Origin of the sequence: Sinorhizobium sp. NG07B, from assembly GCF_002532005.1 — a bacterium.
GTDB lineage: Bacteria > Pseudomonadota > Alphaproteobacteria > Rhizobiales > Rhizobiaceae > Sinorhizobium > Sinorhizobium fredii_C.
Genome location: NZ_NWTD01000003.1, coordinates 163,067 through 178,378, shown reverse-complemented (window position 1 = coordinate 178,378; position 15,312 = coordinate 163,067). Strand labels below are relative to the sequence as shown.

General features: G+C 63.6%; 15 protein-coding genes. 12 read left to right on the top strand and 3 right to left on the bottom strand.

Annotation, left to right across the window (positions count from 1 at the left end):
* Positions 1-45: 45 nt before the first annotated feature.
* Positions 46-1,038 (bottom strand): autoinducer 2 ABC transporter substrate-binding protein, encoded by a 993-nt coding sequence (locus CO664_RS10875; protein ID WP_083853938.1) that lies wholly within the window; start codon positions 1,036-1,038, stop codon positions 46-48.
* Positions 1,039-1,277: 239 nt separating this feature from the next.
* Between CO664_RS10875 and CO664_RS10870 the strand changes: the two genes are divergently transcribed.
* The 6 genes from CO664_RS10870 to CO664_RS10845 all read left to right on the top strand — a co-directional run bounded on the left by CO664_RS10870 (position 1,278) and on the right by CO664_RS10845 (position 5,883).
* Positions 1,278-2,354, top strand: a complete 1,077-nt coding sequence (locus CO664_RS10870; RefSeq protein ID WP_097524488.1) for a LacI family DNA-binding transcriptional regulator — start codon at positions 1,278-1,280, stop codon at positions 2,352-2,354.
* A gap of 43 nt (positions 2,355-2,397) precedes the next feature.
* Positions 2,398-2,871 (top strand): Lrp/AsnC family transcriptional regulator, encoded by a 474-nt coding sequence (locus tag CO664_RS10865; RefSeq protein ID WP_037384241.1) that lies wholly within the window; start codon positions 2,398-2,400, stop codon positions 2,869-2,871.
* Positions 2,868-3,494 carry a LysE family transporter gene (locus tag CO664_RS10860; protein ID WP_097538745.1) on the top strand — a complete coding sequence of 209 codons (627 nt, stop codon included), beginning with the start codon at positions 2,868-2,870 and terminating at the stop codon, positions 3,492-3,494. Before CO664_RS10865 ends, CO664_RS10860 begins: the two co-directional genes overlap by 4 nt.
* Before the next feature lie 154 nt (positions 3,495-3,648).
* Positions 3,649-4,101, top strand: coding sequence for a helix-turn-helix transcriptional regulator (locus CO664_RS10855; RefSeq protein ID WP_037416631.1), 453 nt, complete (start codon positions 3,649-3,651; stop codon positions 4,099-4,101).
* A 63-nt stretch (positions 4,102-4,164) separates the two neighbouring features.
* Positions 4,165-4,893, top strand: coding sequence for a TfuA-like protein (locus CO664_RS10850; protein ID WP_097524486.1), 729 nt, complete (start codon positions 4,165-4,167; stop codon positions 4,891-4,893).
* Between the two features lie 111 nt (positions 4,894-5,004).
* Entirely contained in the window at positions 5,005-5,883 is an 879-nt protein-coding gene (locus tag CO664_RS10845) for a PaaX family transcriptional regulator C-terminal domain-containing protein (protein ID WP_176536556.1), read from the top strand.
* A 10-nt stretch (positions 5,884-5,893) separates the two neighbouring features.
* On the opposite strand, the gene CO664_RS10840 is transcribed toward CO664_RS10845, so the two are convergent.
* Positions 5,894-6,364, bottom strand: coding sequence for an Lrp/AsnC family transcriptional regulator (locus CO664_RS10840; protein WP_097524484.1), 471 nt, complete (start codon positions 6,362-6,364; stop codon positions 5,894-5,896).
* Positions 6,365-6,482: 118 nt separating this feature from the next.
* Here CO664_RS10840 and CO664_RS10835 point away from each other — a divergent pair, with 118 nt between their 5' ends.
* The gene (locus tag CO664_RS10835) at positions 6,483-8,561 is read left to right on the top strand and encodes a transketolase C-terminal domain-containing protein (RefSeq protein ID WP_097538743.1); all 2,079 of its coding nucleotides are present in this window, start codon (positions 6,483-6,485) and stop codon (positions 8,559-8,561) included.
* 2 nt (positions 8,562-8,563) lie between these two features.
* Positions 8,564-9,790: a 2-oxo acid dehydrogenase subunit E2 gene (locus CO664_RS10830; protein WP_097524482.1), complete on the top strand. Its 1,227-nt coding sequence runs from the start codon at positions 8,564-8,566 to the stop codon at positions 9,788-9,790.
* A gap of 77 nt (positions 9,791-9,867) precedes the next feature.
* Here CO664_RS10830 and CO664_RS30680 read toward each other — a convergent pair whose 3' ends face one another.
* The gene (locus tag CO664_RS30680) at positions 9,868-10,023 is read right to left on the bottom strand and encodes a hypothetical protein (RefSeq protein WP_157213159.1); all 156 of its coding nucleotides are present in this window, start codon (positions 10,021-10,023) and stop codon (positions 9,868-9,870) included.
* A gap of 323 nt (positions 10,024-10,346) precedes the next feature.
* On the opposite strand from CO664_RS30680, the gene CO664_RS10825 reads away from it, so the two are divergent.
* The 4 genes from CO664_RS10825 (at position 10,347) to nirB (ending at position 15,310) form a co-directional block, all read left to right on the top strand.
* Positions 10,347-10,937 carry an ANTAR domain-containing response regulator gene (locus tag CO664_RS10825; protein WP_037416578.1) on the top strand — a complete coding sequence of 197 codons (591 nt, stop codon included), beginning with the start codon at positions 10,347-10,349 and terminating at the stop codon, positions 10,935-10,937.
* Positions 10,938-11,043: 106 nt separating this feature from the next.
* Positions 11,044-12,288 carry a CmpA/NrtA family ABC transporter substrate-binding protein gene (locus CO664_RS10820; RefSeq protein WP_234819632.1) on the top strand — a complete coding sequence of 415 codons (1,245 nt, stop codon included), beginning with the start codon at positions 11,044-11,046 and terminating at the stop codon, positions 12,286-12,288.
* A 357-nt stretch (positions 12,289-12,645) separates the two neighbouring features.
* The gene (locus CO664_RS10815) at positions 12,646-12,840 is read left to right on the top strand and encodes a hypothetical protein (protein ID WP_037416572.1); all 195 of its coding nucleotides are present in this window, start codon (positions 12,646-12,648) and stop codon (positions 12,838-12,840) included.
* A gap of 7 nt (positions 12,841-12,847) precedes the next feature.
* Positions 12,848-15,310, top strand: a complete 2,463-nt coding sequence (gene nirB, locus CO664_RS10810; protein WP_097524479.1) for a nitrite reductase large subunit NirB — start codon at positions 12,848-12,850, stop codon at positions 15,308-15,310.
* Positions 15,311-15,312: the final 2 nt, after the last annotated feature.

The following is a 15,312-nucleotide window of genomic DNA, read 5'->3' as shown; positions in this document are numbered from 1 at the left end:
GCTGTAGGGCGGGATGCACGGCGCGCATCCCGCCTGGAAACACCGTCAGAGACCCATCGCGGCGAGGTCGGCGACGGTGTCCTTGTTGATCGGTACCAGCTGGTCGACGATGATGTTGCGGTTCTGGAAGTCCGGATGGACGACGCCCAGGCCTTCGATCTCGTCGCCGTCCTTGATCTCCTCGCCCTTGAGCAACTTATCGGCCATCGTCACGAAGACTTCGCCCGCCTGCTTCGGATTCCACATGAAGCCGCCGGAGATCGCGTCGGACTTCACCAGCTTCTGGCCCTGTCCGGGCGAGAAGGGCCCGAGAACGAAGATCTCGCCCACTTTGCGGCGTTCCTCGATCGCACGGCCGGCGCCGATCGGGCCCTGGCTGCCGAAGGCGAGGAAGCCTTTGAGGTTCGGATGAGCGGAGATCAGGTCAAGCGCCGTCGAGCGGCTCTTGTCGACATCCTCGGCAACGCCGTAGCGCTCGCCGACCAGGGTCATCTCCGGGTAGTTCTTCTTGATATAGGCGATCGCCGCATCAGCCCAGGCATTGTGCAGCGGCACGGTCAGCGAGCCGACAAAGACCGCATACTCGCCCTTGCCGCCCATCTTCTCAGCCAGCAGCTTGCCGTGCGCCTCGCCGAAGCCCTGGGACGAGGCAAGCTCGAAGTCCCAGTCGGCCCCCTTTTGGTTCGGCGATTCGTGGGTGATGACGATGATGCCCTTCTCCTTCGCCTTGGTGAGGACCGGCTCCAGCACCTTGGCATCGTTAGGCACGACGCCGATGACTTTGACGCCCTGGGCGATCAGATCCTCGATGGCGCGAACCTGCAGGGCCGGGTCGGCGCTCGTCGGACCGACCATGAAGGCGTCGAGGCCGAGCTTCTGGCCGCGCTCCTTGATGCCCATTTCCATGGCGTTGAACCACGGAATGCCGCCGATCTTGACGACTACGCCGACCTTCGGCGCATCCTGCGCCGCGACGGAAAAGGCACCGGCGAGCGAAAGCGAAGCCGCCAGAGCGGCAGCAAGAAATGTCTTGATCATGTCTCTCCTCCACAGGTTCCCGCAACGGGAACTCTCCCGGGCGCTTGCGCGCCGGCCTCCAGTTTCAATCCTCCTTGACGAGAAGCGAGTTTCCCGCCGCTGACCGTCGCCTCCTCAGGCGACCCACGCTGTGCGCAATCGATATTTCTTGTTTGCACAATCGATGGTGCAGAGACTATCCTGCAGACTTAATCTTTCGTCAAGCGGAAATCGGCTCTAAGAGATTCGAGGGGGCTCAGATGGCGAACAGCGGCAAGAAGAAGGCGACGATCTACGATCTCTCGGTGCTCTCGGGCAGCTCGCCTTCGACGGTGAGCGCCGTGCTGAACGGCACCTGGCGCAAGCGGCGCATCAAGGAAAGCACCGCCGAGCTCATTCGCAGCCTCGCCGAGACCCACCAGTATACCGCCAACCGCCAGGCGCGCGGTTTGCGCAGCTCGCGCTCGGGCCTCGTCGGGTTGCTCCTGCCGGTGCACGACAACCGTTACTTCTCCTCGCTCGCCCAGACCTTCGAGGCGCATGTGCGCAGCAAGGGCCAGTGCCCGATCGTCGTCAGCGCCAGCCGCGACCCGGAGGAGGAGCGCAAGACCGCCGAGACGCTGATCTCCTATTCGATCGACGAATTGTTCATCTGCGGCGCGACGGATCCGGACGGGGTTCACGAGGTCTGCGAAGCGGCCGGCCTGAAGCACATCAATATCGACCTGCCGGGCACGAAGGTCCCGTCCGTCATCAGCGACAATTTCGAAGGCGGCCGGCTGCTGACCGAGGCGATCATCCGCCACTTTCCCGCCGACCGGCCGCTCCAGCCGCGCGATCTCTACCTTTTCGGCGGCCGCAACGACCATGCGAGCCATGAGCGGATCCGCGGCTTCCGCGCCGTGAAAAAGGAACTCCTCGGCGACGATCCGGACGAATGCATCCAGCCGACCGGCTATGCCGCGAACAATGCGCGAAAGGCCTTCGACGCCTTCTACGCCCGGCACGGCAAGCTGCCGCGCGGCCTCTTCGTCAATTCGTCGATCAACTTCGAAGGCCTGTTGCGCTTCATGGCCGAGCATCCGCATAACAATTTCATCGACCTCGTCGTCGGCTGTTACGACTACGACCCTTTCGCCTCGTTTCTCCCTTTTCCCGTCATCATGATCCGGCAGGATGTTGAAGGAATGATCGCCAAGGCCTTCGAGGTGATCGAACAACCCCGGGCGGCGGCGCGCATCCATCTGGTGGAGCCGGTGCTCGTGCCGCCGAGGACGGCACTGACCGGGCCGCTCGATGCTCTGAAGGACATCGATCTGCCGCGGGGAGCACCTTAAATATTCTCTGTACATTAGCTGCCTTGCAATGTATTTTTCTGTAATGGACATTACAGACAAAAAAATCATTGGAATCCTAGCCAACGACGCTCGTGCCTCGCTGACGGACATCGGCGCCGCGGTGGACCTTTCGCCCTCGGCGGTCAACGAACGCATCCGCCGCCTGGTGACGAGCGGCGTCATCCGCCGCTTCACGCTCGAGGTCGATCACCGGATCCTCGGCTTCGACGTGCTTGCCTTCGTCTGGATCGCGCTGGCGACCGATGCCGACGAGAGCGAGTTTCGCAGCTTCATCGCCTCCCACCCGGCGGTTGCCGAGTGCCATCACGTGACCGGCGCCTGGTCCTACTGCGCCAAGGTGCGCATGCCGACGCTCGGCGACATCGAACCGTTTCTAGCGGAACTGAAGGCGCGCCGCTATCTCGCCCGCAGCGAGACTGTCCTGGCGCTCTCCACCGCCACGGAACGTCCGGTCACCTTGCCCGCGGGCGACGAGGCGAAGCGAGTGAGATCATGACCCTGTTCCTCTTCGCGAAGGGGCTGCTCCTCGGCCTTGCCATTGCCGCACCGCTCGGCCCGATCGGCGCGCTGTGCATCAGCCGTACGCTCGAGCGCGGCTTCTGGGCCGGCGTCGCCGGCGGTCTCGGCACGGCGCTGGCCGATGCAACCTATGCGATGATGGCGGCTGCCGGCTTTGCGGCCTTTGCGACGTTTCTCGCGACGCTTTCGGTGCCGCTCGGCGTCTTCGGCGGTGTCTTCATGCTCTGGCTCGGCTGGCGAGGATTGACGCCGCGGCCGATGGCGGCGGCGGCCGAGATCGGTGCACGCGATCTGCTGCACACCACCACCGCGACCTTCCTGCTGACGATGGCGAACCCGACCACGATCCTGACCTTCGCGGCGATCTTTGCGGGCCTCGGGCTTGCCGCCGTCGGCGATGGAAGGAGCGCCGCGATCCTGGTCGCCGGTGTCTTCCTCGGATCGCTCGGCTGGTGGTTCCTCCTGAGCGGCGGCGTCGCCCTTGCCAAGACCCGGCTGCCCGACGGTTTTTCCGCCTGGACCTCGCGTCTTTCCGGATTTCTCCTCATCGCTTTCGGCTTCGCCGCCCTTGCCTCGGCAGCGTCCGGCCTTGCAGGGTAGCGATTCATTTCGCAGCGACACGCGGCCAATACTCCTCCTTGCCGCAAAAGCGCCGTTTCAACCATAGAATTTAGCGCGCAGTGATTGCATCCGCTCGCTTATGCGAGCAGACTTACATATAACTGTAGTGAGAGATCGCGAGGAGAATCGTTTAATGAAGAAGAATCCAAATCCGATCGATACCTTCGTTGGTTCGCGGGTCAGAATGCGCAGATTGATGGTCGGAATGAGCCAGGAAAAACTCGCCGACGGCCTCGGGATCACATTCCAGCAGGTGCAGAAATACGAGAAGGGCACGAACCGCATCGGCGCGAGCCGGTTGCAGGCGATCGCCGATATTCTCGGCGTGCATCCGAGCTTCTTCTTCCAGCAGGACGAGAAGCCAGAGGCGCGAGAAACTGCGGCCGACGTGCATGAGTCGCACGAAATCTCTTCCTTTGTCGCCTCCAAGGAGGGGATCGCGCTCAACAGGGCATTCCTGAAGATCGCCGATCCGGTCTTGCGGAAGAAGATCATCGCCCTCGTCGCCGCCATGGCAAATTCCGGCGAGGCGGAACAGTCGGCCGTGCCGTCGGCGGCCCGCCATGCCGAACCCTTGCACAGCTAAGACCTGCAGCGCCGCGCGTCCTATCAGGCGCGCAACGGCTGCTGCAGCGCTTTGGACTGCTGCATGAAAATCCTATTCGTCGGCCCGACCGTCCCCGATGCGGCCAGAATTGCCGGCGACGCACTGGCCGTCCGGCCGCCCGCCACGCAGGGCGATCTCGTCCGCGCCGTCAACGAAGGGGCCACGGCCATCGGCCTGATCGACGGGAATTTCGAATATGTCGCTCCCGTCTGGCACAAGGAAATACTATTCGCCCTCTCTCAGGGTGTCGCAGTCCTCGGCGCCGCCAGCATGGGCGCCCTGCGGGCGGCCGAATGCGCCCCCTTCGGCATGGTCGGGATCGGTGCCGTTTTTCGCCAGTATATCGACGGCGAGACGGTGGACGACTCGGACGTGGCACTGCTGCATGCACCACGGGAACTCGGCTATGCGCCGCTTACGGTGCCGCTCGTCAATCTGCGTGCGACGCTGCGCCACCTCACGGAGCAGAATCTGTTATCGCACTCGGATGCGGCGCGCACCGCCGATGCGGCGGCAAGCCTGTTCTACAAGGAACGGAGCTGGGCCGCGATCTTTGCCCGCGCGGGCTTTGCGTCCGGAACCGATGCGGTGATGCTGCGCGCCAACTATGTCGACCAGAAGCGCATCGATGCACTCGAGCTTCTTGAAGCGCTGCAACGGATGCCGGCGGAAAGACGTGCGGCTCCGCGAGACTGGAATTTCAACGCAACCAGTCTCTGGACGACGATGCTGAGCCGGCTGCCTCCGTTCACCGAAATGGCGGATGTCTGAACGGCAGTGCGCTTTGGCTGATCGAATAGCTCGCCTCCATGGCTTCTCCATTGTGTTCTGCCACAGCCCATGGAATGTGATCGGGCTGGGAGAGAAGGCGCGAGTCGAATAATGGCAGAAGGCGAGGCAGACGGTCGCATAGCGGAACTTGTCGAGAACATTCTCGCCGAGACGCCCCTGAAGGCCGCCGGCTTCATCGTGACGATCTATGGAGACGTCGTGGAGCCCCGCGGCGGCGTCGTTTGGATCGGCAACCTGATCGACACCTGCGCCGCGGTCGGCATCAGCGAAACGCTGGTGCGAACCGCCGTCTCGCGGCTGGTCGCGGCCGGGCAGTTGCTCGGCGAGAGAGAAGGACGGCGCAGCTACTATCGCCTTTCGAAAGCAGCCGGCAGCGACTTCGCTGCCGCGGCACGGATCATTTTCGGCAGCGCGCAGGCGGAAAGCTGGCAACTGGTGCATCTGAGCGGCGCCCGGGCCGAGGAAAGGATGCAGGCCCTCGAGCGCGCCGGCTACGCACGGCTAGACCCGCGCCTCGCCATCGGGCCTGCGAGAGAGAGGCCGGGATCGGCCGACGCCCTGGTGCTGCGCGCCGACTCGCCCGATTCGAAGGCGCTCGCCGCCTTTGTCCAGACCTATTGGGACCTCGCACCGCACGCTGCCGCCTATCGCCGATTCATCGACCAGTTCGCACCGGTGGTCCTTCTTGCGCAGAGCCTAGCGCCGGCCGCGGCGCTAACGATGCGGCTGCTTCTGATCCACCGGTTCCGCACCGTCCTGTTGCATGACCCCCGCCTGCCTGCTGCCGCATTGCCCGAGGATTGGCCCGGCATGGAGGCACGCCGCCTATTCGCCGCGCTTTACCGGCTCCTGTCGCCCTTAGCCGACGCCCATATCAGGCGGACCTTCGTCAGCGGGTTCGGTCCGCTCCCCGACGTCACCGAGGAGACTAAAAGGCGCCTTGCCCTGCTCGAAGCACAGGCTGCTTAGCTGCAGGCCACTACACCGGAACGGCGGTCGAGTATTTCACGCTCTTCAGGGCGAAATGCGAGGACGAGTTCGCCACCGCGTCATGCGTCAGGATGCCGTGCATCAGCAATCGCTCGTAATCGGCAACGTCCGCCACGACGACGCGCAAGAGATAGTCCCACTCGCCCGACATCGAATAGCATTCCAGCACTTCTTCGTGGCTCTCGACGAAGCGTTCGAAGCTTCGGCGGGCGACCAGGTCGTGCGACTTCATCCGCACATGACAGAAGACGTTCAGACCACGCCCGACCAGGTCCGGATTGACGAGCCGAACGGCCTTTCCGAGCACGCCGGCCGTATCGAGCGCCTTGATCCGCCGCCAGCAGGAGGCCGGCGAGGCACCCACCGCCTCGGCCAGCGCAGCGTGGCTGATATCGGCCTGTTCCTGGAGGATTCTCAGGATCTTTCGGTCGACCGTATCGAGATTGAACGTGCTCATCATAATTCTTTCGAAAATGAAACAGGTTCATCAATGGATATCGAAAATGCTGCAAGATTGAAACCGATTTGCGCCCGAGGCGAGCTACTCTTCCAGTGAGGAACCTGGAGGAGATAAGGCAATGGGACAGGCTGCACTCAAACCGGACCGCCGGAACGCACCGGACGAGAGCATCGCCTGGAAGCGGGTGGTGCATCTCACGCTTCTGTCCCGCGAACTCGACGAGATGGAGGAGAAACGCCTCGTCCCTGAGAAGAAGGTCCTCTATCAGTTTTCGGCCCGCGGCCATGACATGGCGCAGATCCTGCTGGGGCTGAAGCTCACGGGTAAGCATGACGCAGCCTGCGGCTATTACCGTTCCCGCCCACTGCTGCTGTCGCTCGGCGTCGATCCGGCCGACGCGCTCGGCTCGGCCATGGCGCGCGCCGGCGGCTATTCCGACGGCCGCGACATCGGCGTCGTCTTCAACTATCCCAATCCGAACGGCGCCTCGGCGCTGCCGATGTGCGGCGGCGTCGGATCGCAATACACGCCGACGGCCGGATGGGCGCAGGCGATCGCCTATTTCAGAAAGCACCTCAAAAACCGGGATTACGACCGCGACATCGCCGTCGTCCTCGGCGGCGACGCTTCGGTCGCCTCCAACGGCTTCTGGTCGGCGCTGACGGTCGCCACGACGCAGAGCCTGCCGATGCTCTTTTATATCGAAGACAACGGCTTCGGCATTTCGGTCCCCTCGACCTTGCAGACACCCGAGGGCAACATCGCCGCCAATCTCGCGGCCTGGAAAAACCTCACCATTCTCGATGGCGACGGCTCTGATCCGGAGGAGGCCGCACGGCTCACCGGAGGCGCCGTGGACCTCGTTCGCGACGAACGCCGGCCCGTCCTGCTGCGCCTGCGGGTGCCCCGCCTCGAGGGACACAGCTTCCAGGACACGCAGGCCTACAAGAGCGAAGAGCTCGTCAGAAGCGAATGGGCGCGCGACCCGTTGCCGCGGCTGAAGGACTATCTGGTTCCTGCCGTCTTGAGCGAAAGGGAATGGGAAGAGGTCGCCGGCGCTGCCAGGGCGGCGGCCGAACAGGCACGCCTGGAGGCCGAGTCGCGGCCGGTCGCCGATCCCGCAACGCTGACCCGCAATGTCTTCTTCGAGGGCGAGATGCAGGCGATGGGCGGCCAGCACTGTAGCGGTTACCAACCACCCGCAGCGACCGACACGCCGACGGGCGACGGCCAGCGGATCAACATGGTGACCGCAATCCGGCGGACGCTCGACCTCGAAATGTCGATCAATGACAAGGTCATCCTGTTCGGCGAGGATATCGGCCCCAAGGGCGGCGTCCATGCCGTGACCCTCGGATTGCAGGAGAAATACGGCGCGGCCCGCGTGTTCGACACCTCGCTTTCGGAGGAAGGCATCGTCGGCCGCGCCGTCGGAATGGCGCTCGCCGGCCTCGTGCCCGTTCCCGAAATCCAGTTCCGCAAATATGCGGAACCGGCGATGGAACAGATCAATGATTGCGGCACGGTCCGCTGGCGCACGAACAACCGCTTCGCCGCCCCGATCGTCCTGCGCATGCCGGGCGGCTTCTTCAAATGCGGCGACCCGTGGCACAGCCAGACGAACGAGGTCGCCTTCGTCCACCAGCCGGGCTGGAAGGTCGCCGTTCCCTCCAACGCCGAGGATGCCGTCGGGCTCCTCAGAACGTCGTTGCGCGGCAACGACCCGGTGATCTTCTTCGAGCACCGCGCCATGCTGGACCATGCCTGGGCGCGCCGCCCCTATCCAGGCGACGCCTTCGCCCTGCCCTTCGGCAAGGCGAAGTTCACGCGCCAAGGCAAAGACGTCACGATCGTCACCTGGGGCGCGATGGTGCACCGCTGCGAGGAGGCGGCAGAGGGGATTTCCGCCGACGTCATCGACCTCAGGACATTGATGCCCTGGGACCGCGACGCGGTGCTTTCCTCGGTCCGCCGCACCCGCCGCTGCCTGATCGTTCACGAGGATCTCGGCACTGCCGGTTTCGGTGCCGAAATCGCCGCGGCCGTCGCCGACGAAGCCTTCATCGATCTCGACGCTCCGGTCTCGCGGCTCACCATGCCGGATATTCCAAGTCCCCATAATCCGGTCCTGCTCGACTGGGCGGTCCCCTCGACGGAACGGATCCGCCGGAAAATCACCGACCTGCTGGAGTATTGAGCATGGGCGACCTCATCGACATCAACGCCCCCATCGAGCAGGAGGGGACGAAGGCCGTAGTCCGCAACTGGCTCAAGAAAATCGGCGAAAGCGTGAAGTCGGGCGACCCGCTGGTCGAGCTCGAAACCGACAAGGTGACCCAGGAAGTCCCCGCCCCGGCCGACGGCATTCTCACGCAAATCCTCATGGAGAACGGCGACGATGCCGTGCCCGGCGCCGTTCTCGGCCGGATCGGCAGCGAAACACTCGGTCGTGAGCAGGTCGCCGTGCCGGCGCAGGGGTCGGCCCTGAGGACGCCCGGCGATGCGGGGGCACCGCATTTCTCTCCCGCCGTACGCCACGCGGCCGAGGAATACGGGATCGATCCGACGACCATTGCCGGCACCGGCCGGGACGGCCGCGTCACCCGCGCGGACATGGACAGGGCCTTCGCGCAAAGGCCGGAAGGCCGCGCTCCGGTGCCCGAGGCGAGGCCCACCCAACCGCCACCGCGGATGGAACCGGCGGAAAAGGCCACCTTGCTGCGTTCGCGAAAGATAGCGCACAGCGGCATGCGCAATTCGATCGCCGCGCATATGCTCTCGTCGGTGACCACCGCGCCGCACGTGACCGCCGTCTTCGAAGCCGATTTCTCGGCGGTCATGCGCCACCGGGATGTGCACAAAGCGAAGCTGGGGGCGGAGGGCATCACTCTCTCCTATACCGCCTATATCGTTTCCGCCTGCGTGGCGGCGATGCGCGCCGTCCCAGAAGTCAACAGCCGCTGGCACGAGGATGCGCTCGAAGTTTTCGACGACATCAACATCGGCGTCGGAACCGCGCTCGGCGACAAGGGACTGATCGTGCCGGTGATCCACCAGGCCCAGGATCTCCCCTTCGCCGGGATTGCGGCGAAGCTGCAGGACCTAACTGCCCGGGCACGGGCAAACGCCCTCGGCCCCGACGACGTTAGGGGTGGCACCTTCACCATTTCGAACCATGGCGTATCGGGCTCCTTGCTTGCGACACCGATCATCATCAACCAGCCGCAATCGGCGATCCTCGGGATTGGAAAACTCGAGAAGCGGGTCGTTGTGCGCGAGATCGACGGCGTCGACACGATCCAGGTGCGGCCGATGGCCTATGTGTCGCTGACCATCGACCACCGGGCGCTCGACGGCCATCAGACGAATATGTGGCTCACCCATTTTGTCCAGGCCTTAGAGACCTGGCCCCATGAACGAATGTAATAAATGCTGACGTGCGGGTCATAGGCGGACCCGATGATGAGCCATCAACGGCGGCAGCCCGCCAGCGGCAGCACCAGCTAGCGCGAAGCGTTCGTCTTCTCGAGCTTCGGCACCGTCCAATAGCGGCCGTCACCGGAATGGCGCTCCGCGGCCCAGAGCGGTCCCAGCCAGATGAGCAACAGACCGGCCGCCAGCGGTAAAGCCAAAACCGTAACGAACAGGACAGCTTGCATAGCAACATTTCCCATGCTCTGCAGCCGTCATCCTTGCTGACGGCTGCAACTTACAACCGGTCGGGTCTGCGAAAAGTTCCCATTGAGGTCGGCGCGGCTGTGCCCGCCAATCTTAGATGTAGGTCGGGAGTCGGGACCCAGCGAAACCACGCGGTTGCCCGCCGCCCCCGCCCACCATCAAAGATGGAAGTTACGGCCCATTTTTTGCGCAGCCATGTGTGCATGATGGGGCATTTAGCCCTAAATTTGAGCAATTCGATAATCCGCAAATTATTTAGGCACAGACATATTGCGAAAGTTGCTGCACTGCATCATGATGCAGCATGTCGCATCGAGATCTGACCATCCTAGTCATTGACGAGAACGCCATTCGCGCCTCGATCATCGAGGAAGGTCTGCGCGAAGCGGGCCACCGCAATGTTACAGTCATCCATGAAGTCCATGGGGTGGCGCGGATCATCGAGACGCTGCAGCCCGATGTGATCGTCATCGATATCGAGAATCCCAACCGGGACATGATGGAACACCTCTTCCAGCTGACGCGCACCGTTGGCCGGCCGATCGCCATGTTCGTCGACCGCTCCGACACGGCCTCGATCGAGGCAGCGGTCGAGGCGGGCGTCTCGGCCTACGTGATCGACGGGCTGAGAAAGGAGCGGGTCAAACCGATCCTCGACATGGCCGTCAGCCGCTTCAACGCCTTCAGCCGGCTGCAGCGCGAGCTTGCCGAGGCGAAATCGGCGCTCGAGGAGCGCAAGCTCGTCGAACGCGCCAAGGGCATTCTCATGAAAATGCGAGGGCTTTCCGAGGAGGAGGCCTTCACGCTGCTTCGCCAGACCGCGATGAACGAGAAAAAGAAGATTTCGGAAATCGCGCAAAGCGTGGTGACCGCCGCCGGATTGCTGATTCGATGAGGGACGGACGCCACGCGCATCGAGCAGCGCGTCGGGAGAGACCGGAGTGAATGCATTGACGAATATCGACGAGTCCAAGGCGAGCAAGCTCGCCGCCGGCGAGGCCCTGCCCGTTCCGTCCATCGTGGCAGCAGAAGGGTCGCGCACCGTGCGCGCCGGCTTCATTCCGCTCGTCGATGCGGCCGTGCTGATCGCCGCAGCCGAGTTCGGCTTCGCGCAAAAGCAAGGCATCACCCTCGATCTGGTGAAGGATGTCTCCTGGGCGAATGTGCGCGACCGGCTGGCCTTTCGTCAGTTCGACGTCGCGCACATGCTCGCGCCCATGCCGATCGCGGCGATGCTCGGCCTCGGCTCCAACCCGTCGCCGACGATCACGCCCATTTCGCTCGGGCGCGGCGGCAATGCGATCACCCTGTCGACGCGGCTCTATGCCGAGATGAGGAGGGAGGGCGAACTCTACGCGAGCGACAACGCTCTGGCCAATGCGCAAGCCCTGGCGGCGGTGATCCGTCGCGACCGGGCCGCCGGTCGTCCGCCGCTGACGCTTGGCGTCACTTATCCGTTTTCCTCGCATAATTACGAGTTCCGCTATTGGCTTGCCGCAGGCGGCGTCGATCCGGACCGCGACGTCAAGCTCGTCGTCGTACCGCCGCCGATGACATCCGACGCGCTGGCGGCCGGGGCGATCGACGGCTTTTGCGTCGGCGCTCCCTGGAACATGGTGGCCTCGGAACGCGGCGTCGGCCGCATCGTTGCGACCAAGCAGGACATCTGGCCGTCGGCGCCGGAAAAGGTGATCGGCATGCGGCCCGACTGGGCCGAGGCCAATCCAGAGACCGTTTCGCGACTGCTCGTCGCGCTCGATGCCGCCGCCCGCTGGTGCGACGCGGCGGAGAACCGCGCGGCTCTTGCAGAGGTCCTTTCCGCGCAGCGCTACGTCGCCGCCCCCGTCGATATCCTGCGACGGGTGCTGGCCGGTCAATTCACCATCGATCCCGAAGGCAACCAGCGGGTGGTCGACGACTATTTCGTCTTCCACGCCGGCTCGGCCAATTTCCCCCGCCCGAGCCAGGCGCTCTGGACCTACAGCCAAATGGTCCGCTGGGGACAGGCGGCTTTGTCCCCCGAGGGGCTGGAGGCGAGCGTTTCCGCCTACCGGCCCGACCTCTACCGCCGCGCGCTCGGACAAGCGGCCCCGCCGGCGGAGACCGATATTGTCCTCGAAGGCGCAATGCCCGGCGACGGCTTCATGGATGGACACGTCTTCGACCCCAAGCGGATCGGGGAATATATCGAGAGCTTCCCAGTGAAGGCGGCGGGGCTTCCCCCCGCCTCGCTCGACGACGTCTGAGCGATAAGCTGCTCGTTTCAACGGCAGAGGCTTCCCTTGAATGCCGCATCGCACAAAAATTAATCACAACACACCGTGTTTATTTATTGGGCAGACCTGCCGCGTGAGAAATTCCATTGCGAATTCAATTAGATAAGCGAATAATCCGAAACTGGCACGACGTTTGCTTTTGTAAAATTGCTTTAGTCAACGGCGATTGAAAGCGAGCTCGGGCGCCGCCAGCGCCCGTCAAAGACACCGACGTCGCAAGGCTTTGCCTCCAAGGGGATTTCTTCCAGGTCCCGGAGCGCAAATGTCCAAGCGGCGTTTTTTTGTGCCGGTCCCGGACCGGCCGGCAAATTTTGAGGAAACGTGCACATGACCAGGACCTCGATGGGCGGGCCACTCCGCCGCAGTCCCCCGAAGACAGCCGCAACGGGCGCGTCAAACCGCGCCTATCTGCGGGACCGGGTTTTGGCCATCCATCCGATCCTCAATCGAACCCACCTGAACTGTCGCGAAGTCGTGCTCTCTCTCGCCGAGCGACGCCACTTCGTCGAAGCTGCGGAGTAATTACCCAATGGCTGAAAGCACCCTTGAAAAACTCGTCATCATCGGCAACGGCATGGCGCCGGGCCGGATGCTGGAAGAGCTCTTCGAAAAGGCGCCCGGGCGCTATCAAGTGACGATCTTCAACGCCGAGCCGCGTGTCAATTACGACCGCATCATGCTCTCGCCGGTACTGTCCGGCGAGAAGGACTACGAAGAGATCATCATCCATGGCGACGGATGGTACATCAAGCACGGCATCACACTTTACAAGGGTCACAAGATCGTCGCGATCGACCGTTCCGCCAAGACCGTGACGTCGGATCACGGCGTCACCGAAAGCTACGACAAGTTGGTGATCGCCACCGGTTCGGTGCCCTTCATCATTCCAGTACCGGGAAAAGACCTGCAAGGCGTCATCACCTATCGCGACCTCGATGACGTGCAGGCGATGCTGCTCGCCGCCCAGTCGCGCGAGAAGGCGGTGGTCATCGGCGGCGGTCTGCTCGGCCTCGAAGCGGCCGCCGGCCTCAAGGCCCGCGGTATGGAGGTCACCGTCCTCCACGTCATGCCGACGCTGATGGAACGCCAGCTCGATCCGGCCGCCGGCTATCTCTTGCAGAAGGCGGTCGAGGAGCGCGGCATCAAGGTCCTGACCAAGGCGAACACCAAGCGGATCATCGGCGAAACCAGGGTCGAGGGCATCGAGCTCGAGGACGGCCGGATCATTCCGGCAACGCTGGTCGTGATGGCCGTCGGCATCCGGCCGAATGCTGGCCTCGCCAAGGATGCGGGGCTTGCGGTCAACCGCGGCATCGTCGTCGACGCCGGTATGCAGACTTCCGACGGCGACATCATGGCGCTCGGCGAGTGCGCCGAAGTCGGTGGAATGGTTTACGGCCTCGTGGCGCCGCTCTATGAGATGGCGCGGGTTGCCGCCTCCCACCTCGCCGGCGACCGCAAGGCCGCCTTCGTCCACTCGGACACGCCGACCAAGCTCAAGGTGACCGGCATCAATCTCTATTCCGTCGGCGATTTCGCCGATGGCGATGGGCGCGAGGAGATCGTGCTTCGCGATGCCACCGCCGGCATCTACAAGCGGCTGGTGCTCAAGGAGAACCGCATCATCGGTTCGGTTCTCTATGGCGACACCGCGGACGGCGCCTGGTTCAACGACCTGTTGAAGCGCGGCACCGATATCACCGAAATGCGCGACACATTGATCTTCGGCCAGGCCTACCAGGGAGGAGCCCCTCTGGACCCTACGGCGGCCGTTGCAGCCTTGCCGGATGATGCGGAAATCTGCGGCTGCAACGGCGTGTGCAAGGGCAAGATCGTTTCGACGATCACCGGCAAGGGCCTGACCTCGCTCGACGAGGTTCGCGCCCACACCAAGGCATCCGCCTCCTGCGGCTCCTGCACCGGACTTGTCGAGCAGTTGATGTCGCTCACGCTTGGCGAGAGCTACAACCCGGCCGCCGTGCAGCCGATGTGCAACTGCACCGAGCTCGGCCATGACGACGTGCGCCGGCTGATCAAGGCGAAGGGGTTGAAGACCATTCCGGCCGTCATGCAGGAGCTCGAGTGGAAGACATCCTGCGGCTGCGCCAAATGTCGGCCGGCCCTCAACTACTACCTCGTCTGCGATTGGCCGGACGAATATGCCGACGACTACCAGTCGCGTTTCATCAATGAGCGCGTCCACGCTAATATCCAGAAGGACGGCACCTATTCGGTCGTGCCGCGCATGTGGGGCGGCGTCACCAGCTCCAACGAACTGCGCGCCATCGCCGATGTAGTCGACAAGTTCAATGTCCCGCTGGTCAAGGTCACCGGCGGCCAGCGCATCGACCTGCTGGGCATCGAGAAGGAGGACCTGCCGGCCGTCTGGGCCGATCTCGGCAAGGCGGGCTTCGTCTCCGGCCAGGCCTATGCCAAGGGCTTGCGCACGGTGAAGACCTGCGTCGGCTCGCAATGGTGTCGCTTCGGCACCCAGGATTCGACCGGCCTCGGGATCCGCATCGAAAAGTTCATGTGGGGCTCGTGGACACCGGCCAAGCTGAAGATGGCTGTCTCCGGCTGCCCGCGCAACTGCGCCGAGGCGACCTGCAAGGACATCGGAGTCATCTGCGTCGACTCCGGCTTCGAAATCCACTTTGCCGGTGCCGCCGGTCTCGACATCAAGGGCACCGAGGTTCTGGGGCTCGTCAAGACCGAAGACGAGGCGCTCGAGCATATCGTCGCGCTGACGCAGATGTACCGCGAACAGGCCCGTTACCTGGAGCGCATCTACAAGTGGGCAAAGCGCATCGGCCTCGACGAAATCCGCCGGCAGATCATGGACGATGCGGAGAAGCGCAAGGGCTACTACGACCGCTTTGTCTTCAGCCAGAAATTTGCACAGGTCGATCCCTGGTCGGAACGGGTCTCCGGCAAGGACAAGCACGAGTTCCGGCCGATGGCGACGGTCGGATTCAATCAGGCAGCGGAATGAGG